The sequence below is a fragment of the Natrinema limicola JCM 13563 genome, assembly GCF_000337475.1.
In the GTDB taxonomy this organism is placed as follows: Archaea; Halobacteriota; Halobacteria; order Halobacteriales; family Natrialbaceae; genus Natrinema; species Natrinema limicola.
The window spans coordinates 21,060-41,207 of sequence record NZ_AOIT01000091.1 but is presented as its reverse complement, the minus strand read 5'-3'; the positions used below and the strand labels follow the sequence as shown (position 1 = coordinate 41,207).

Genomic DNA, 20,148 nt, shown 5'->3' with positions numbered 1-20,148 from the left:
CTCAAGTTCGGGCTCATCGCCCTCATCATCACTGCGCCGCTGCAGGTCCTCCACGGTGACCTCTACGCACGACACGTGTTCGAAACGCAGCCACAGAAGTTCGCCGCAATGGAAGCTATCTGGGAGACCGAGTCGTACGTCCCCGAGTACATCATTGCGTTCCCGACGAGTATGGAGAATCTCCTCGATCCCCGGGCGAAGGACATCTTCGGCATCGGGATCCCAGGTGGCGCATCGTGGCTCGCCAGCGGCGGCGATCCACAGGCGACGATCCGCGGCCTCGAGGAGTTCGAAGGCCCACAGCCACCCGTCGCCCTCGTCTTCTGGTCGTTCCGGGCGATGGTTGGCCTCGGGTTCTGGTTCATCCTCCTGGCCGTCTGGGGCGGCTACCGCTGGATTCGTGGCCAACTCCTCGAGGATGACCTGCTGCACCTGGCGCTGATGGCGTCGACACCGCTTGGCATCCTCGCTGTCCATCTCGGCTGGGTCGTCACCGAAGTCGGCCGCCAGCCGTGGATCATTCAAGATGTCATGAAGACAAGCGCCGGCGTTTCGTCGGACCTCACCGGCGCAGAGGCGACAGCGACATTGACCGGCTTCGTCGTCGTCTATCTAGCGTTGCTCGTGTTGTATCTCTATGTCATCTCCCGAATTGTCCGTAGCGGCCCGCCAGCACCGGCTGACCTCACGGTGACTGAGCGTCCGGAAACGCCGACGGACGAGGTGGGCGCTGATGACTGACGGTGGCTGGCTCGCGAACGGTCCGTTGTTCGACTTGCCGCTCGCGGATATCTGGTTCGGACTGGTGTTTTTCATCTTCGCGATGTTCCTGTTTCTCGACGGGTTCGACTTCGGCGTCGGATTACTGTTTGCGACCCGTACAGACAGTCACGAACGTGAGCAGTTACTGGCAGCGATCGGTCCGTTCTGGGACGGCAACGAGGTGTGGCTGGTCGTCTTCGGTGGTGCGCTCTTTGCGTCGTTCCCAGCCGTCTACGGCAACCTGTTTAGCCGTCATTACCTGCTGATGTTCGCGATCCTCGGCGCACTCATCATCCGCGGACTCGCCCCAGAGATGTACGAACAGCGCCACGACGAGGACTGGCAACGCTGGTGGGGCCGCGCGTTCATCGTCGGCAGCGTCGCAGCGCCGTTTTTCCTCGGCATGTTCACCGCCAACTGGTTGGTCGGCGCGACGACCANCTGGTGGGGCCGCGCGTTCATCGTCGGCAGCGTCGCAGCGCCGTTTTTCCTCGGCATGTTCACCGCCAACTGGTTGGTCGGCGCGACGACCATCATTACCCTTCCCAGTCTCGTCGTTGGCCTGGCCGTCGTTGCGCTCACTGTCGTTGACGGTGTTGCCTTCCTCCGGCTGAAGATGCGGGGCGAGCTCCGTGCCGACCTCCAGGCGGACGGCTATCGCGCTCTCGGTGCCTATCTCGTGTTAGTCGTCCTGACGCTTGCGTACATCGCCGTCGGAGTCCCGGATCTTCGGTCGGCACTCGTCTCGCCGCTCGTGGTGGCACTCGTCGTGTTGACGCTCGTTCTCGCCGGCGTGTACGCCGTGGCGACGAGCCGTGATTGGTACTACGTGGCGTTCGTCGCTGCTGCCGGGCTCGTGTTCAGTCTCGTGAGTATCGTCGCCGGGCTGATGTATCCGACCATCGACCCTGCAGTTGGCTTGACCGTCGATGCAGCGATCGTCTCGACGGTCCCGCTCAATCTCATGTCGATCGGTGCAGGGCTGCTCTTGCCACTGATCTTCATCTACTTCGGCGTGCTGTACTCGGCGTTCAGTGGACCGATCGACGTGGAGGAATCGTACTGATGAAGCGTGACAAGACGGACGGCAACGGAACGAGCACCGTTGAGAACGACTCGATTCGTGACGAGGAACGCACCGGTACCGGTGTTGAACGCCGCCGATCCGATCGTGAACAGTCACCCCCGCAACTCGGCTCGCGAATACTGGTTACGTGGTTCGAACTCACCGCCGTCGGCATTACCGGCAGCCTCCTCGGGACCACGGTCGGTGGCCCGGTTGGCTTTCTCATCTATCTCGCGACGTCGCTTCTCACCGTCGGCGTCATCTTCTATAACGTGAACCAACTGATCAAGGGCTGGGTACAGCTGACCGGAGAGCTACCGTAACAACCCATGTCTGGCTCGAGACTCCCGTTCGCAATTATTACCTCGAACCGCGAAGTACCCTCTAGAGCGGACAATACTGTCCAACAGGTCACCACTTTAGCGCGTTTGGGCCGTTGTACCACATGTGAGCCAACCCATGTCACAGAACAATGGACACAAGCCGTACAACAGTTCCCTGTTCGTAAGCGGCGTCGCGATGGTCCTCGCGAGCATCATTGCAGCCGTCTGGATGTTCAGACTCGGCGATATTGTCACGGCACTCGGCCTCGGGTTGATTGTCGCCGCCGGTCTCCTGCTGGCGGGAATCGGCCTCTCGCCCGAGGCGACGACGCACTGACGTCCACACTCCTTATCCCCGGCCTCGGTACTCTGCATATGCCAACTAGACACACCACCCCAGCGGACGACTCGAGAAGAGACATCGTAAGCAACCGCTGTCGCCCGCAGTTACCGTTGACGGGGTGGATCCAGCCGTGAATAGCACTGATACGGTCGACGATGCGACGTGGATGCTCGTGTTATCAATCCTCGTCATCGCGATACTCGTCGGCGTCGGCATATTACAAGTGTATCTCAGCGGGGATTACGGGTCGCTCTTCCGAAATCTGGGAATCGGGGTACTCCTGTTGCTGTTCAGCATCGGTTTCTATCGCAAGTGGCATGAGATGTAGTTGGCTCTGGTGTGAATCCGGACTTTATCGGGTTGCTGTTGAACTCGTCAATACGTTTCGTGACCCATCCGAGCAAATCAGTCGGACCGGCTATCCGCTGAATGCCGTCTATGACAGCCAATAAGTGTCAATCGGAAATGTTAATACAATAGTATCAAACAATCAATATGGGCGATATTGGAGATGCGATCTCTTCGAGGATGGCTGAGAAATTCTTTGCTAGTCAAGGCCATGGAGTTCTTTCTCTCGCAAAAGACAACGATGGCTATGGAATCCCGGTCTCGTATGGCTACGATCTCGAGTCAGAGCGCTGCATCCTTCAGTTTGTAACCGAGTCAGAAAGTCAGAAACAGCAGTTCCTCGAGACCAGTGAGACGGTTACATTGACTGCCTACGAATACGGCTCTGATGGTACGTGGCAGAGTGTCGTTGCGACGGGATCACTGCAGTCACTGTCAAATGATGCTGTTGCGAACTGGGCCGCGGCCATTTTCTTCACCCAAGCTTCGAATATCGAGACCGCGTCTCGCCGAGAAGATAGTGATAGCGAGGTGGAATGGTACGAATACGATATTGAGACACTCACTGGTCGCACAAATACAGACGGCGACAGCAACGAGAGCGCGTCCCGACTTGAGTGACAGGCGTTCGTAGGAGCGGTTAAGAGCAACAGTCCGTAGTCACTGGGAATCGTAATCTGCCGCTTCGTTTCAGTGGTATCACAGTGGCGATTGCGTCTCCCCTTCTTCTCTCAAACTTGGATCCGTCGTTCGGAACAACGGGGACTACTGGCAGTCAGTCGGCGGAGGGATCACGGCACTTCTGTTGGTGGCGTGTGGGGAAGAGGTGGCAGTGACTGCGTGAACCGTCGGAACGGTAGCAGGTAATGATGGTCATTGCAGAGCGTGTGGGCCTCGGGAGTAGCAGCCTCTGACACTTTGCTCTGAAGGTGTGGAGGGTGTGAAATGTCTAACCGATTGGTGGGTGCTGTGGCCGAATGGTCCACACCCTCCTCCACAATGTTGATCTTGCAACTAAATAAATCTGATACCAAATAGTAGAGGTCTGTCGATCTGTTTGCTTTCCATCCGAGCGACCAAATCGATGTATTGGGGTTGTTGATCCAGAGGCCATCACATGCAGAAGATGCCAGCCACGAGGAACTTCGCTTAGACGCACTCCCAGAAGCCGCTACGTAGTTTCATTCGTTGTGGCACTCCCAAACACTAATTGATCCGCGCGCTGATGTCTCGTATGGCCGATGAAACGGCCAACCTGGGACTTCCAAACCGACCGTCTTCACTTTCGCCTCCACTTTCATCCACACCTAACAGCCATTCTGACTTTCATTTCGGTGGCGGTCGTTTACGCACTCTGATCAGCCAACCAGCGCAACCTACGACCGCAACACGCCGGCAGCCGACGTGTCCTATCAGACGTTCCACCGCGGCGGCGACGACGAAGTGGCCATGATTGCCCGCACACATCTGGCAATCGACAATGCCGATGCCGACGCCCTCGTCACCTACCACGGCAAGGACTTCGACCTCGAGTTCTTGTCGAAGCGTCTTTCTCGGCTCGGTGTCGATAACTACCTCTCCGCGCTCGACGTGCTCGAGACCCTCGTCGATCTGTCGACCATAGCTTCCAAAGGGTTCAACGTGTTTGCAAACTACTCTGTCACCAGCAGGGACACAAACGCCTACGAAGAACTTCGCTGAGTCGTCAGCAACGATGAGATGATCTCACGGGCTCACGCTGTGCCAACTGTTGAGATTTCGGGTAAATACAAACCATATCATCCGTCTTTAGCTAATACTCACAGTAATACTATACTATCTAGCCGTGATCTTCGATCGAATTTCGCTCGCACACCTCGCCAAAACGCCGAAGGCACCAATTCTCAGCGTTTCTTATCACCTGTTTTCACGATGAACAGCGTCTTACCGGCTGGAATTGGCCTTTCCAATATCTTCAGTTATATTTTCATCTTTGAATATTACTATCAGTCTTAGCTAAAGACGAATACAAACCATATATGTTTCTTCAAGATACATTGTCTTGTAGTGATGGGAGGAGATAATCTCGAAGGCGAAGGGGATGGTACTTCAGAGAGTGGTCTAACGCTGGACCGTCGCACGGCGTTGGTCGGTCTAGCCGGTGTCGCCGGTGGCGGCGTGCTTGGGTACCGGACGTTCCTGGCCGACGACGAGCCAGCGTTTGCACAGGAAGGTCTCGACCTCGGTGGGAACAACGTCGACATTACGACTACTGGTGGGAATCTTACTGAGCTAAACATCGGCACGGCAACCGAGATCCAATTCAGCTACTCCAACTTCCCGAGTGCTGAGTTTACTGATGGTACAAACGAGTTCTACACGGCGATATATTTGGAGTCTCCAGCTGATTCCAATACCACTGCCCCATCTGATGGTGATATCAGTGACAAAGACATTACCGGACTTGATATTTCTAGATATCGGATGTTCCACAATGAAGGAGATTTGATTGATATGCCAACAGATAATAATAATAATCCAGAGGTTCCTGATTCGCCTTCAACAATAAGTGAAGAATTATCTGGTTTTGATGATAATTCGATAACTAATTTCGATGGAAGTGCAATCCCCATCGCTGATCATCCCGACATCAGTTTGAGTGACTTTGAGCCTAGTAGCAAAACAATGGGCGCGTCTAAAACGACCCAACTCACATTCACTGTCGTCGTTCTCTCAGATACGCTAAGTCGAGACACCGAGGTACCACTACCTGATGGCGACACGACCTCCCTCGAGAGTGGGTATCTAGATCCCACCGATAGCACCACCGGCCTCATAGACAGCGAGGACGTGTGGGGATACGCCACCGAAGACCTGTACGTGAATGTCGAAATCGTCACCGAAGATCAGATTGACGTCAGTGTCGGCGGGAATATCGTTCTTGAGGCAACGGCAGAAAACGAGGTTACAGATGGAACGTAATCACCGAATCTGATACTTCTTCGTTCGAGTCGCATAACCGGCAAGCGAACGGATAGGTGATCCACATCGTGACACCGCCATATCGCTTTCGACCACTGTAACCTGTTGACTGAACGACAATGACAAACGACGAAACAACAGATGACGCTGCTGATGCCACCCTAGAGGAGGACTTCTCACGTCGGGCCCTACTTCTGTCGCTCCTCGGCGGGGGCACACTCGCTGGTTTTGGAGCCGGCTACTTGCTGTTCAAGGATGAGGCCTCACTTTCGCTGACCGTCGACGCGCCTGCCGCTGCTGTCGCCGGGATGCGCGCCGACGGACCTGACCCAGTCGTCATCCCCGGAGAGGCGATCAGCCTCGAGATCGCCTACAGCGGCTTCTACGGCGACCTGTTCGGCGACGACCTCGAGGACCGTCCCGGAGAGTTCGACGTGACCGTCGCGGTTCGGCCTGCGTTCGCCGACGAGTTCGAGGCGCTGGCGACGGGCAGCCTCGACGCAGGCGCGACGCCCGGAGACGTCGTCACCGCCTCGCTTGCAGCCGAGACCATCGACTCCAACAATCTCGACTTCGCGACACACGGGGCCGTCTCGGACGACTATGCCGAGTTCGCCCCAGACGACGAACTGACCGAGACCGACGTCGACCTCAAGGTAACCGTCACATCAGAGACCTATGACGTCACGGCCTCGCGAACGCACACAATGACGGTGACGGTGACGCGGCTCGTCGACGTTGTTCTCGACGTCGACGCGTTGCGCGACAGCTTTACCATCGATGTAGACGAGGGTGCGATCGACGCGATGACGATCGGCGGTGATGACTGCCCAATCAACATCAGCTACGACGGCTTCGATGATGACGTCGCCGGCCGCAGTGACGAGTTCACCGTCACCGTACTCGCCCGACCTGAGTTTGCCGACGACCTCGAGGTGCTGGCGACGCAGTCGATCGATGCCGCCAAGTCGCCAGCAGATACGGTTTCGGGCGTCGTTAGCACGAAGCCGATTTCGCTTGCCAGCCACTCGGAAATTTCGCCAACGTTTGCGTCCTTTGAGCCTAGCGATCGAATACAGACGACCGAACTTGAGGTGGAGATCCGCGTCGAGTCGACGACCTATGGGGTTGTTGTGGCCGAACTCATCGACTTCTCGATCACTGTAGAGAAAGACGACGTTACGGTGACAACCAGCAGCCGGACGCGACAGTCATCGAGCCCAGAGCCTGCTCCTGACCCCGGGGTTGCCGTCGGGGGCCGACTCGTCCTCGAAGGCGAAGCAACCAATGAACCTCACGACCAGCTATGACTGACGACAGCCGAAGACGGACTGACAATGGCGCAATCTCGAGACGGACCGCCCTACTCGGTCTCCTGGGTGGCGTCGCGGGATCGATAGTCGGATACGATCGTCTTCTGGGAGCCGGCGAGCCAGCCTTCGCACTGACTGATCTCGGGTTGACCGCCAATGACGTGATGATCGACACGGCATGTGGGCGCGTAAGCGATGTCTCGGTGTCCGGAGATTCTGAAGTCGACCTCGAGTACGAAAACCTGCCGTCGACGCTCACGGACGGGTTCGAGCTGACGCTCGAGGCGAATCCGCATGTCGCCAATAGGGAGGACCACGCGGGATGGAGCGAGCCACACGATACTCCTGGTAATATCGTGCCCGCAAATGATCTAGCGGGAGAGGGGACAGAAGCAAACCCCTACAAGATCACAACTGACCAGGAACTGCAGGCGGTAGCCGAGGAACTCGACGCCCACTACGAACTCGCGACCAATATCGATGCCTCGGAAACTCATCAGTGGAACGGCGGCGCTGGGTTCAATCCGATCGGTAACGAGAGCAATCCGTTTACGGGCGCGTTCAACGGAAACGGGTACGAAATCTGTGGGATAACGATCAATCGGAGCAACGAGGATTATGTTGGTGTGTTCGGAGTTATCGACGGTGTGCTCGAGAACGTCTTCGTTACGCATGTCGACATAACCGGGCTCGGAGAAGTTGGCGCGCTGGTCGGAGCGACCGGTGTCGGTAATATGGACGGTGCGGAGGGGATTGGAGCCCATGCCAGGGGGTCAGTAACAGGCCAATATTCTGTCGGCGGACTGGTCGGCTACAACCACGACTTTCGGCCGGTTGAAAACTCGAGTGCAGCGGTCGATGTCGGAGCGAAAAAGTTCGACGACAATGAAGGCGAGGAGTTCGTGGGCGGACTGGTTGGCTACAATAGTGGTGATGTGATTGATTCGCACTCGACTGGCACAGTCGAGGGACCCAACGACGTAGGCGGACTTGTTGGACACAACTTCGAAAGCGGCCAAGTGATCAATTCGTATGCGACCGGTAAGGCGATCGCAGACCACACCGTCGGCGGTCTCGTCGGTTTCAGCGAGGGTGACGTATCGGGCTCGCACGCGAAGGGAGACGTGACGGCCAACGCTGTGCATCCCGACGACGAGTACTCCGCCGCCGGCGGGCTCGTCGGCTACAACTCGGGTGCGGCGGGAGTCGGGACAATCTCCAATTCGTATGTAACCGGTGACGCGGCCATCGTTGGTGAGTCCGTCGTCGGCGGGCTGGTCGGACTGAACTATGAAGGGGATGGCACCGTCGGCACCATCAGTGACTCACATGTAACTACCGGCGTCACGGTTGAAGGCCTCGATCCAGACGAGTCCGTCGTCGGCGGCCTCGTCGGCGCGAACGGCGATGGAGGAGTCATTACAGAATCATCAGCTGAGTGTGGAGTTTCTGGCAAAAGACTCATCGGCGGACTCGTCGGTGCGAATCTGGCCGCAGGAACCGGCCTGCTCGGCCTCGGCGGCGACGATCGCGGTGTGATCAAGAAGTCGTTTGCGACAGGGTCCGTGGAAGGAGGCGACGAAGTTGGGGGTCTTGTCGGCGCAAACGGCGGGCTCGTGGAAGACGCGTACGCCAGAGGTGACGTCAATGGTGGAGAGCGGATCGGCGGCTTCGTCGGTATCAATCTGGCCGAGGAAAGCTTTTTAGGAATCATCGGCGGCAATCAAGAAGGGGAGATCCGTCGAGTCTATTCGACGGGCGGCGTAATGGGCGACAACACCGTTGGAGGATTAGCCGGCCAAAACGAGGACGGCAGCCTTCTTGGTGTAACACGGGATGACGGCATCCTCGAAGATTCCTACTGGGACACCGAATCGACGGGGCAGAACGACGGAATCGGGGACGCGACCGACGACGAGATCATCGAGGGTCTCACAACTGACGAAATGCAGGGTGCCGACGCCGAGACTAACATGGATGCGCTCGACTTCATCGACGTCTGGACGACGGTCGAAAATCCCGACGACTATCCGGAATTAGTGAACACGAGATTTTCGGGGCCGTCGGACGTCACGGACGATTACGAACAACTCGAGGAATCAGGAGATCCAATCGGGTTCGACGCCATCTTCGAAAACGAACCGATCAGCGACCTTCCCGGGAACCCACCGCACGATGTGGCCACAGTCTCACTCACCAGCCTCGTTGGCGAGGACGTATCACTCACACTCGAGAATCACAAGGCGATCGACGGGGGTACCGACGACGGGACGGCCTACAGACAGTTCGAACCGTATCGGGCCGTCGAACGCAAGACAAAGATCGACTTCAAACTCGTTCTCAAGCACGCCGACGAAGACATCAAAGCGACAGCCGAGACGACCGAAAGTGCAACGGTACACGTGTCCGGAGGGGCTGACAGATGAAACGTGCCACCGTCGCACTCGTCGGTGCCTTCCTCATTGCCCTCGCGGGACTGTACGGTCTCTCGCTGGTCGTTACCGTCCACGAGGTCCCGACTGAGAGTATGGAGCCGACGATCGAAGCTGACTCGAGCATCGTCGTTCTCGACTGGGGCACTTACGACGATCTCAAGGATGGCGAGGTAATCGTCTACCGGGTCAACGGCGACGACTCGGAGCGACTCGTGGTCCACCGGATCGTAGCCGACGTTGAGGAAGGCGAGAACTGGGTCGAGGATCTCGAGGACGAGTCTCTCACCTGTGAAACGGCGGTTCACTGTCCGGCCCCAAACGAAGGCTACATCACGAAGGGCGACGCCGCCTCGTCATACGACCAAGAGAGTGGTCTCTCGAGACCTGTCGATCCTGACTGGATCGAGGGGACCTACTGGCGATCCCCACTCTCACACTCTTCGGCTGTGGGTGTAATCCCATAGGGACTAGATCGAATCTTCACCGGTCAATACGCCCAGATATTTGGTCCCGTTTCAAGCTCGTCTAGAGTTCGCCCCTGGTAGCGTCAACTGACACCTCCATTGTGGTGGCTGTTTTGGCTGACCGCTCGAGCAGTTCGTCGGCGAACGCCGCGAACTGCTCGGAATCGGCATACTTCACCAGGTTTAACCAGAGAAGCGACTCTAACTCCACTTCTGACCACCAATCCATTGATTCTTACACCGGCTCGTTCGACCACGAACCTGCTGTTTATCAAGCGCGAGTTCCGCGAACGTCACGGTTGCTTCTGCCCATTCCCGGAGGTACACCGTAGCTTCCGGGGAGTCTTAACGCTCTAACCTCCAGGCAACCTTCCCGTGATTCTCGAGCGTTTGGTCGATCCGCTCGCGGATCGCCAAACGCTCGTTCCTCGGGGCATGGAGTGCGACAGAGTCCTTCAGATGGAACAAATCATCCGTAACGCCAGAGACGATCGCTTTCCAGAGCTTGTACCCGAGCGTTCGACCAACGTGAACGGGGTCGAGTTGGCGGAGATCGGTCATCACTCTCGAACGCATCGACGAGCGCCTTCTCGGCGTCACTGACGACAGTGGTGATGTGCACCGATAGTGTGGCACTGCCAGCAGTCCCTCGTGGAACGGAATGGGAACCCGTATCCACCCACCATAGCAAGCCGCGCCTTTCAGGGGGTGTGAATGTCACCATATCTTAACTTTTATACCCACGCGGTTGAACGTCCATTCACATGTCATCAGTATTGAAATCGCTAGCGAAACTGCGATCGACGGACGGCTTCAGGGCGTTTCTGGCCGTGTGCATGGTCGCAGTTGTTGGCGTTGCAACGATCGGACTCCCGGTCGTCTTCGGCGGTGCGACGACGACTGCCCAAGCGACTGAACCCTCCCCGGAGTTCGAATCGGACGACTCGATCACACAGGTCGACTCACAGTCTGAGCCGGCCGATGATATCTATCTCGGCGACAACGGAAGCGCCGTCCTCCACTATGAGAATGACTCCGAGGACCTCGATAAGATCGACGTGGGTATGGATGTCAGTGAAGGTTTGGTTCACATGCTTGTCGTTGACGACGTCGAGAACCCAAACGAGGATATAGAATCAGCGAATTTCTCGACGGTCCTCAACCAGCAGGGCCTCTCCGGAAACGGATCGATGGTCATGCAGCAGCCGGACGATCTCAAAGATCTCACTGTCGACGTCTCTGGTGAGGTCTCTGAGGACGCTAACGAGTTCAATGCGGGGATGTCTGGGTCGTTCAACGGCGAGAATACGAGTACCGGGACAGTTAGTACGAGCGGCGAAATCTTTACGACTGCGGATCGGTTCGAGACGAACGGTGAAGTGTCCGCCGAGACGGACACCATGGGTAGCGGGTCGAACATGTACGTCGATGCGGCCGTGACGGAGACGAAGAGCGGCTACACGGTCGACGTTACCCAAGAACGGAACCTGTCCCAGTGGACGGCGAGTCAGTGGGAAACACGAGATCAGGCTAAACAAGCGCTTCAGGACCAGTATGGGATGCTCGCTACGAGTCTCAACGGAACTAGCGAGATCGAGATCACGAACTACGATTTCCAGAACCAATCGAGCGGCCAGTCCCAGCTCGAGATTGCGTACACCGTTACGTACACCGGCATCGACAGCGGTATCGAAGAGCAGCTGACCGACCAACTGGTGTCCGATGAGTCAGCCGATTTGACCCGCTCGGAAGCACGGGAGATCGCGACCAGTGTCACTGAGGTTAATCTTGAGACGATCTCGTTCATGATGGACGTGAACGAGGGCTCGGTTGACGCCAAATGGGATATTGCGATCGCGAACTACGACGAACTGACCCTTTCGATGTTTGATCTGATGGAAGCAACCAATACGACTGGTCAGCTTCCTCAAGAGCAACTCGAGAATGCGCGAAAATCCATCGAGGCTCAGCAGGCGGCGAACCTCGAGTCGACGTTTACCTGGGACGGGTCGGTCGAACAAGCATCGTCCGGTGATCTGTCGTTCAATGCGACGATGACGGGCGATACCAAAAACTGGAACGCCTACATCGACGAACTCGAGTCCCGCGATGTCGAACCGCCGAACGATGTCACGTTCGATCTAACAGCCGAAACCGACGGTGACGAACTCTCGATGGACGGCGAATTTAAACTCGAGGCAAAAGAGCTGGCTGGACAGACGATTAAGAGTTGGGCACAGTCGATCCAAAACAGTCAGTCGTCGACGACGATGTCCCCGAAAACAGAAGAGTTCGTGTCAGCGCTGAACGAATCCGAACTCAAGGTCACTCGAATCGACGCCGGGCTCAAGGACGGCACGGTGCGCGTCGAAGCCGGAGCACAGTTCGAAAACATGAGCGAGATTACCGACACAGTCAGTGAGAGTCTGTCCGTCAGTGGTGTCGCGACCGAACAGCACAACGAGACGACATCGATGTACGTCTACGTCGGCGACATGGACGGGATTGACACCGCCTCGGCAACGAAGGCAGATCTCGAGCAGTTGAGCGTGGTCGGGCCCGAGACGACCGTCCACCAGGCCGGCGAGTGGGAAGACGACTTCCCACGACCCGATACTGACGCGATGAGTAAATTCCTCGAGACTGAGACCGAAGACGCTGCTAAAGACGACGAGAACGCGGATGGCACACCCGGCTTCGGGATCGGGGCTGGACTCGCGTCGATTGCGGGACTACTGACGGCGCTCGTGCTCCGACGGCGAGGATAGGCCGATCTCATCGATCGCACGAACGGAAGTACCGCTCGAGAACGTGTTAACACACATACTATTTTAATTTCGGGTGAGAATACCCTCTTGATGCCCTCCAGTATCAACGAAGTCGTGTTTAGTAAGCCGTCTGGCCGCCTTACGGCGTTAGTTCAGTTCGCTGGATCGCTTATCTTCTTGGGGCTTTACGTATACTCTTGGATTGAGGGCAACGCTGACTCAAGCAACTGGTTGCTTATTATGATGGTCGGGTCGACGTTGGCTTGTATTGCCGAGTCCCTTCCAGAGAATCGGCGACAGACAGCCGGCGCATTACGTCTATCAGCAATCCTCGTATTGCTGTATCTCATCGCTGCTGTTATCTTCACTCCTGAGACCATCATTGGATGACCGTCAAGACTTTCGCTCATCCCGATAGATCGTCTTCTCTGAGTACGTCTCTTACCGAATGTTGGTGTTTCCCTGCGTGAGACATGCCGAGGCGAACAGATTGAGGATCTGTTCGTCCTCGTAGACTCTGTTGTCGGCTGTATTGGAGGCGAACTCTCCGAACCCATCCCGCTGGGCGAACTTGACGACTTTGCTCGTTAGCGTACTCGCTCGCGTACGCGCAAAACACAACGTGAGCGCGCTCGTGTGATTCTAGTGGTTTGTAGAATTTGAGATCCTGACGTTGTGGTCGCCGCCGAGAACAGAAGTTGAGACCGTCCTTCTCAATGCATACAGCATTCTGGCGCAGTTCATAAATAGTATGAAGACGTAGTCTGAAATAGAACGATGGCACGAATCACCGGGTCGTATCCAGACGACCTCGACCTCCTCATTGAGGGTGCTGTCGAGGCTGGTGTATTTGGTGGCAAGAGCGATGCGCTGCGAGAGTTCGTGCGTGAATATTTCGAGGACCATGAAAACGAGCGTATTGCAGCTGCGGTCGCCCTCTATGAACGCGAGCGGATCACGCTCGGTGATGCTGCGAGACTCGCTGATGTCGACCGCTGGACAATGCGTGATATCCTCCGTGAGCACGGCGTCGAACTCCGGCTTGGGCTAGCTGATGAGGAAGATGCGGCCTATGAGGTAGAGGCAGCGAGCGAACTCGAATTCGGTGGTGAGGACTCGGACGACGAGGAGTCACGTGCGAAATGACAGATGACGATATTCCAGCGAATCCGAGCGTCCTGAACACGACTGTCCTCTCGAATTTTGCGTATATCGACCAGCTGTGGGTGGTTGCAGGACTGTCTGGTATCTGCGCGGTTCCAGTCGTTCGCGAGGAACTCGAAAACGGCGTTGATAACCATCCGTATCTCCAGTCAGCACTCGATACACTCGAAGACGAGATTCCAGTCGCAACGATTTCGGACACGGTCGCAAACAGAGAGGCAGTCGTCAGTGGCCATCTCGATCCCGGTGAAGCACAGGCGTTCGCCCTCGCTGACGCACACGACGGTCGACTGCTAACCGACGACGGGGATGCCCGATCGTTTGCGAAAGAACAGGGCGTAACCGTTGTCGGGTCGGTTGGGGTTCTGTTGGCTGCAATCGATGCTGGGAAGATCGATGAAACGACTGCTGACGAGTGGCTGTCGACGTGGATCGATGAAATTGGGTACTATGTCCCGTATCGTACGATCTCGGAATATCGATGACGGGCTTGCTCTGAGTTTGAAACGCCTGATGCCCGCTGGGAAGGATAACTATCTCTACATTTTCCACTTCGATCCGTGAGCGATTGATCGGTTTATGACTGGAGTTGCGTGACAGTCGAGGCGATTTCGCTTTTGGTCGGTTCGCCGGTTAACTCGACAACTCTATCGCCTACACCGAAGGCGTATCTCTGGTAGGAGACGTCGACGTGAATCCAGCATTCGATGTCAGCGTCTGTCGAGTCATACTCGCCCTCACTTGCGTTCTCTCCTTGTTTCAGCACATCAAGTAGGTATTCTTCGATACGCGACGCGTTCGAGATTCGCAAGAGATGATCGGCAGCGATGTTGTCCAGCACCTCTGCTGGGGTTCCATATCCCTCGCCTACGAGATAGAACTCGCCATAGTACTCGTGTGACTCGATCTGAACACAGAGTGTATATGTTTCAGCCATATCTGTAGTTGACAGAGACCGTGCATCAGAATGTCTATTCATAAATAGTATCTGTACCGATGGTTCCGTGAGCAAGGTTTAGTCCGGATACTGTACAACCACGTCATATGTCTTCCACTGCCAGTTGGCACACGATCCGTGACGAAATCGCAGACTTAGAACAGCGTATCGATGATCTCACCAGTTTCCACACAGGAACAGAGTTCCAAGGATGACTGCCTATCGCTTTCGCATCAAATTCGATCCGGATCCTACCTCGCTGTGGCGGGATATCGTCGTCGGCGCAGACAGAACGATCACCGAGTTGCAGTCGTCGATCAACCCCGCAGTCGGACTTGATCAGGGGCATCTCTGGTTCGTTGGAGAGGATGAGGGCTACTGGGACAGTGCTGTTAAATACCAGTGTCCGCAGGAATACGAGGAGTCACTCAGTGGCGATCCACTGTTGCGTACCGAGCGGATCGAGAACGCTGGAGACGTGACGATCGGCGAGATGACCCGCCAACTCGGGCTCGAACAGTACGATCGCATCTGCTATTTGTATGACTACGGCGATGAATGGCGGTTCTACGCCATTTTGAAAGAGGTCCTCAGCGACGAGCCGAGTGACAAAGAGCCGGCCATTGTGAAAGAGAAAGGCGATCCAATCAATGACCAGCACGATCCGCCGGAAACTGGTGAGAGCGATCCTCCCCTTCCTGAACCGCTCTATTCAGTTCTCCCCGAAACCGCTGTCCCTGTTGCGGATCTTCGTGGGCTGGAAGAGCGCGATCGTGTCGTCCACGTCATTCCACTACTTAGTCTCGAAACTGGGTTTGGGGCAGTCTGTGAGCGGTTCGCAATTCAGTTTGAGGATACAGGGTACGTCATCGAAAACTTTCAGCCGGGATGGCAGATCGTTGAGGAAGTTGATGGAGTAGACAAGACTGAGGAAGAACTTCTAGCAGCCCTTGCGGATGCAGCGCGTGAGTGGCACGCTGAAATCGCGGAGATCTCTGGTGCAGTGACGGGACAGCATTTCGACGACGAGACTGTCGAAGCGATGCATGTCGAACTGGAAGCAGAACTCGAACGCAAGGGGTATGATCATCTTTAAAAACATTTCGGCGTGAGAATTAGGTACGGAATCTGATTCTGCTCATGCTCGAGAGCTTTCATGCTCGACTTTCACGTACTCGCTCGTGTGCGCGCGAAACACAATTTTTATAGAATTTGAGACCTTGAACTTGTGGTGTACTTGGATACGTGTTATAGATATATCGAATATAATTATACTTCAAAAATGTAATTACAGATAACTACTAAGATTGGATCCGTATGTCGAAAAAAGAATGGGTGCAACAGCCTAATTAGGACGTCTTGTGCGTAGAGGGGATGTATTTTTGAAGGTAGTCAAGATTTATATGTATACTGGGTCGCAAGTGTGTCCGGATCTACTTCCGTTAACCCATCGTCGGAGTTGGAGGGAGATTAGCTAAAACAGTTGGAATCACCCTCCATTACCGGAATTTAAAAGAAAAACTAGGTCATAGACGAAAAGCACGATCATACCGAGACCAATTGAGATTAGTATTGTCGTCATGGGTGATGGTAGTGATACAAAGGCGTGGAACTGCGTGAAGACCATGACTCCAAGCCAACCGGGTAGTTGATATTCTGAAGGTGTTATTCCTAGTGCTGACCGTCCTAAAATAACTAGGAACGGAGCAACGATACTCAATCCAATTACAATACCATAGTTCATATCTATGTTAACATTTTAATATATTGGGGGATGGCTAAAAATCTACGCTCATCCCGATAGATTGTAACACGATCATGGCCGCTCCCGTTGATCCTCTGGTCGCTCACACATAGTGCTGTGACGTGGGTTCTGGGCTCTCTCCTTGACATTACGCGATGTTACAACCTACTGTGAAAAGCGAGATGCGGTGCGAAGAACAGATGAGTAAATGCCTACATGTGGGAGTACAAAGAGAGCGTATGACAATCTACAGGTTCAGAGTTTTGCTGTTGCCGAACCCACCGCTGGAGTTCGAGCCCGAGACCGAAGTCTACCGGGAGATCGAGATCAGCGGATCCAGTACTTTAGCAGATCTTCATGAGGGGGTTTTCGACGCGTTCGACCGCTACGATAGCCACGCATATGAGTTTCTCACGCGTGACGAACACGGGATCGCCACTCGGAGCTACGTCCATCCACAGTTGTACAGTGGGGACGAGAGCTGGCGACCGATGGACGACGACGAGATCGACCGGTTTCTCGAGCACGCGATCCCCGACAGCGAGCCCGAGGAAGCCAGAGAGCGATTCCGGGAACTCCGGAAACACCCACCAAAAGAAGGCAACGCTGCCAGAACCACTATCGATGAACTCGAGCTCGATCAGTCACAGACGCTGTTCTACGAGTTCGACCTTGGTGACGGTTGGGAGCACCACATCAAAATTGAAGAGATCTGGGAGGGCTCGCCCGATGACGATCCGGTTGTCGTCGAGAAACAGGGTGAGGCACCGCCGCAGTATCCCAGGCGAGATCGGTGACGATGTCACGCGATGTTGTTCCATCGCCGAGTGCGATCAACAAGACACATTTCCAAGAACAAATACTATCCACGCATCAAGAGCATGAGTAACGAGCGATGGCCACCCATCACAGAAGCAACAATCAGAGACCTTGCCAGGTCCAGCTCTTACGACCGCGGCCAGGCCTACTACGACCGCAGCGCAGTCGGTGAGATGGTTCGCCGTGGGGAGACAGTCCGTGCCGATGTCGAGGGGAGCCAGTACCAGCCTTACACGGTCACGATCGAGTTCGACGATGCTGGCGTTGCGCGCACAGGGTGTACCTGTCCGTACGACCATGGCGGTATCTGCAAACACCGTGTGGCGGTTCTTCTGATATGTCTCCGCGACCCTGAGCGTGTCACCGACAGCTCACCTGTCTCGGAGTTGCTTGAGGGGGCGAGTCGTGAACGTCTCGAGGAGTTACTCGTCGAACTCTCCGAGGACCGCCCGGGGATTGCCGAGTGGATTGAACTCCGCCTCACGCCCACGGACGCGGCTGCTTCTGACACCACCGTATCAGTGAATATCGATTCTATCCGCAAGCGGGCGAAGCACGCACTGCCAAAGCCGGGTCAGCGAGGACACAAAGATGCCTATGCAGAGGCGGAGCGGATGTCGTCAGAGCTGGACGAATTGATTGATCAGGCACAGCAGGCACTGGACGCCGGCGATGGAGAGATAGCAGTGGAGATTCTCGAGGCGGTCTCGGACGTGCTCGCGACCAACCGTTGGTCTGGACTGCTCCCGTACGACGTCACCGAACTCTACGAGACACTGGGAACATTGGGTGAAACATTCGCAGAAGCGATGCTCGTGGTCGAGTTGAGTGAGAGTGAGCGTGAACAGTGGGAACAGCGCCTCACCAAGTGGGACGAGGAGATACGACGCTTTACCGGTAGACCGACGCTTGCTGTCGCCGCCGACGCAGCACGGGAAGGGTGGGACGACGATCTGCTCCAGCGGGCCCTTGACGGCTCTCTCACTGACGGGGAACTCGACGTCGACGAACCGGAGTTCGTCGCCGGTCTGACCACGGTACGTCTCTTCGCTCTCGAACGGCAGGGACGTACTGATGAGTATCTCAATCTGGCCAGGGCAGCAGGCAAGACCCAGAACTATACCGAAATGCTGGCACGAGAGGGAGAGATACAGGCATCTGTCGACTGCGCGACCGAGAACCTCTCGACGCCGCGGTCGCTGCTGGATATTGCAAAAACACTGCGTGACACTGACAACCCGATGGCTGCACTGGACGTTGCCGAACACGGACTAACTGTTGACGGCTTACGGAAAGACAGGTTAGCAGAGTGGCTCCGGGATCGGGCCGCGAGCCTAGGCGAGGAGGATCTCGCGCTCCGGGCTGCGATTGTTGCCTTCGAAGAGAGTCCATCGCCGAGTACGTATCAGGCTGTGGAGGAACTCGCAGGCGACGAGTGGGAGTCCGTTCGGAGTGAACTCTTGGAGTCACTTCGCGAGCAGACTCCAGCGTCGGGACACGCAGCTGAAGTATTCCTCAAGGAAGGCCTGTACGATGACGCCGTCGAAGTTGCTGAGCGCTCCGGCAGATCTCGGGTGGTCAAAACTGTCGTCGAAGAAGTCAGGGAGCATCGTCCCCAATGGGTAATCCGGACGTGTAAATCGAACGCCGAACCGATCGTCGAGCAGGGGAAACACGACAGCTACGAGACAGCTGTCCGCTGGCTCAGATACGCGGGCGAAGCAGCCCGGGAAGCCGACGAACTCGATGAGTGGCGCGAGTACGTCGAGACGATGCGTGACGAACACTACCGGAAGTACAAGCTGCGACCAATGCTGGACGACCTGCTGGAAGCGTTTCAGTCCCCGGTCGATAGCGAGGTGAGTTCGGATGGCTGAAATGGGGTTGACACCGACAGACCGATGGCATCTGCTCGGCCGACATGCCTGTCATCATCTCGGCTCGACAGAGATTATCGAAACGAGAACCTTCGACGAATTAGCCTTGACACATCCGGAGTGGGGGACTCTTGGTGTCCCCGGCGACGTTAGTGGTCCAGACGCGAAGTGGTGTAGCAACTGCAAGGACACGATCGAGCAAATGCGCTCTAGACGGTACGATGTTATCGTCTCGCTGAAGCGACAAGTACCGTATCGTGACGTCTCGTGGACGACGGTTGACTCGAACGACGATTGTGCTTGGTGTGGCAAGGCCAGCAGTGCGACGCAGTACAACGACGATCTCGACGAAAGGGTCTGTCCAGCCTGTGCCCGGAAGTACAACAGCCCCAGCATCGAGGTACGCACCCCGCCAGAAACAGACCGCCGGCAGGAAACGCCGAACAGTGAAGTCGACCCGATCCGGTGTACGCACTCCTCGGGCGAGGCAGGGTCATCGGACCGCGAACAGGCACGTCAGCGCGCTGCCGAGGAAGGACGGCCATATGTCGAAGTGAAGGTGAAACAGAAATACGCCGACGTTGTCTGCGATATTGGGGGAACTGGCCATCGATTTACCCCAACAGCGGTCAGAGAGATTGAGGCTCTCCAGGCCGAACAACAAGAAAAAGCCGACACTGACCAGGATCACAAATCACACGTCGGGACCGACATCCATCCGGCTGGGACACACGTTCAGACGAGGTCGCTGTTGCCTGATGAGGCGAAACGGCACGCAGCCGACCTTGCCGCGATCGCTGCTGATCCAGAAAACTGGCAGTGAA

General features: G+C 56.1%; 18 protein-coding genes and 2 pseudogenes (1 of these 20 cut by a window edge). 18 read left to right on the top strand and 2 right to left on the bottom strand.

Going from position 1 to position 20,148, the window contains the following annotated elements; translation table 11 throughout:
- The 11 genes and pseudogenes from C476_RS17565 to C476_RS17520 all read left to right on the top strand — a co-directional run.
- Positions 1-741, top strand: a pseudogene (locus tag C476_RS17565) (cytochrome ubiquinol oxidase subunit I); it begins 599 nt to the left of the window's first position.
- Positions 734-1,828 carry a cytochrome d ubiquinol oxidase subunit II gene (locus C476_RS17560; RefSeq protein WP_008015491.1) on the top strand — a complete coding sequence of 365 codons (1,095 nt, stop codon included), beginning with the start codon at positions 734-736 and terminating at the stop codon, positions 1,826-1,828. Before C476_RS17565 ends, C476_RS17560 begins: the two are co-directional and overlap by 8 nt.
- A complete protein-coding gene (locus C476_RS17555) occupies positions 1,828-2,151 on the top strand; it encodes a hypothetical protein (protein WP_008015489.1) in 324 nt (107 codons plus the stop codon). Before C476_RS17560 ends, C476_RS17555 begins: the two co-directional genes overlap by 1 nt.
- 124 nt (positions 2,152-2,275) lie before the next feature.
- Positions 2,276-2,488, top strand: coding sequence for a hypothetical protein (locus tag C476_RS17550; RefSeq protein ID WP_152418265.1), 213 nt, complete (start codon positions 2,276-2,278; stop codon positions 2,486-2,488).
- Between the two features lie 136 nt (positions 2,489-2,624).
- Positions 2,625-2,822, top strand: a complete 198-nt coding sequence (locus C476_RS18620) for a hypothetical protein (RefSeq protein WP_130501511.1) — start codon at positions 2,625-2,627, stop codon at positions 2,820-2,822.
- A gap of 167 nt (positions 2,823-2,989) precedes the next feature.
- Positions 2,990-3,463: a pyridoxamine 5'-phosphate oxidase family protein gene (locus tag C476_RS17545; RefSeq protein ID WP_008015486.1), complete on the top strand. Its 474-nt coding sequence runs from the start codon at positions 2,990-2,992 to the stop codon at positions 3,461-3,463.
- 783 nt (positions 3,464-4,246) lie between these two features.
- Positions 4,247-4,543, top strand: a complete 297-nt coding sequence (locus tag C476_RS17540) for a ribonuclease H-like domain-containing protein (protein WP_008015483.1) — start codon at positions 4,247-4,249, stop codon at positions 4,541-4,543.
- 345 nt (positions 4,544-4,888) lie between these two features.
- On the top strand, positions 4,889-5,803 hold the full coding sequence (locus C476_RS17535; protein ID WP_152418263.1) for a hypothetical protein: 915 nt from the start codon (positions 4,889-4,891) through the stop codon (positions 5,801-5,803).
- A 119-nt stretch (positions 5,804-5,922) separates the two neighbouring features.
- On the top strand, positions 5,923-7,113 hold the full coding sequence (locus C476_RS17530; RefSeq protein WP_008015479.1) for a hypothetical protein: 1,191 nt from the start codon (positions 5,923-5,925) through the stop codon (positions 7,111-7,113).
- Entirely contained in the window at positions 7,110-9,542 is a 2,433-nt protein-coding gene (locus C476_RS17525) for a GLUG motif-containing protein (RefSeq protein WP_008015477.1), read from the top strand. Before C476_RS17530 ends, C476_RS17525 begins: the two co-directional genes overlap by 4 nt.
- Entirely contained in the window at positions 9,539-10,015 is a 477-nt protein-coding gene (locus C476_RS17520) for a S26 family signal peptidase (protein ID WP_008015475.1), read from the top strand. The genes C476_RS17525 and C476_RS17520 overlap by 4 nt, the downstream gene beginning before the upstream one ends.
- Positions 10,016-10,076: 61 nt before the next feature.
- Here the strand turns inward: C476_RS17520 and C476_RS17515 are convergent.
- Positions 10,077-10,625, bottom strand: a pseudogene (locus C476_RS17515) (ISH6 family transposase); the annotation flags it as partial.
- Positions 10,626-10,779: 154 nt separating this feature from the next.
- On the opposite strand from C476_RS17515, the gene C476_RS17510 reads away from it, so the two are divergent.
- From C476_RS17510 to C476_RS17490, 3 genes are all read left to right on the top strand, one after another.
- Positions 10,780-12,783: a hypothetical protein gene (locus C476_RS17510; protein WP_049912095.1), complete on the top strand. Its 2,004-nt coding sequence runs from the start codon at positions 10,780-10,782 to the stop codon at positions 12,781-12,783.
- A 777-nt stretch (positions 12,784-13,560) separates the two neighbouring features.
- Positions 13,561-13,929, top strand: a complete 369-nt coding sequence (locus C476_RS17495) for a UPF0175 family protein (RefSeq protein ID WP_008015466.1) — start codon at positions 13,561-13,563, stop codon at positions 13,927-13,929.
- Complete coding sequence (locus tag C476_RS17490; protein ID WP_008015464.1) at positions 13,926-14,432, top strand: hypothetical protein; 507 nt, start codon at positions 13,926-13,928, stop codon at positions 14,430-14,432. Before C476_RS17495 ends, C476_RS17490 begins: the two co-directional genes overlap by 4 nt.
- Positions 14,433-14,524: 92 nt before the next feature.
- Here the strand turns inward: C476_RS17490 and C476_RS17485 are convergent, their stop codons facing one another.
- Positions 14,525-14,884 carry a hypothetical protein gene (locus tag C476_RS17485; protein WP_008015461.1) on the bottom strand — a complete coding sequence of 120 codons (360 nt, stop codon included), beginning with the start codon at positions 14,882-14,884 and terminating at the stop codon, positions 14,525-14,527.
- A 211-nt stretch (positions 14,885-15,095) separates the two neighbouring features.
- On the opposite strand from C476_RS17485, the gene C476_RS17480 reads away from it, so the two are divergent.
- From C476_RS17480 to C476_RS17465, 4 genes are all read left to right on the top strand, one after another.
- Complete coding sequence (locus C476_RS17480; RefSeq protein ID WP_008015459.1) at positions 15,096-15,980, top strand: IS1096 element passenger TnpR family protein; 885 nt, start codon at positions 15,096-15,098, stop codon at positions 15,978-15,980.
- An 887-nt stretch (positions 15,981-16,867) separates the two neighbouring features.
- Complete coding sequence (locus tag C476_RS17475) at positions 16,868-17,425, top strand: IS1096 element passenger TnpR family protein (RefSeq protein WP_049912091.1); 558 nt, start codon at positions 16,868-16,870, stop codon at positions 17,423-17,425.
- Positions 17,426-17,509: 84 nt separating this feature from the next.
- Complete coding sequence (locus tag C476_RS17470) at positions 17,510-19,324, top strand: SWIM zinc finger family protein (RefSeq protein ID WP_049912090.1); 1,815 nt, start codon at positions 17,510-17,512, stop codon at positions 19,322-19,324.
- Positions 19,317-20,147 (top strand): hypothetical protein, encoded by an 831-nt coding sequence (locus tag C476_RS17465; RefSeq protein ID WP_008015454.1) that lies wholly within the window; start codon positions 19,317-19,319, stop codon positions 20,145-20,147. Before C476_RS17470 ends, C476_RS17465 begins: the two co-directional genes overlap by 8 nt.
- The last annotated feature ends 1 nt before the right edge of the window (position 20,148 follow it).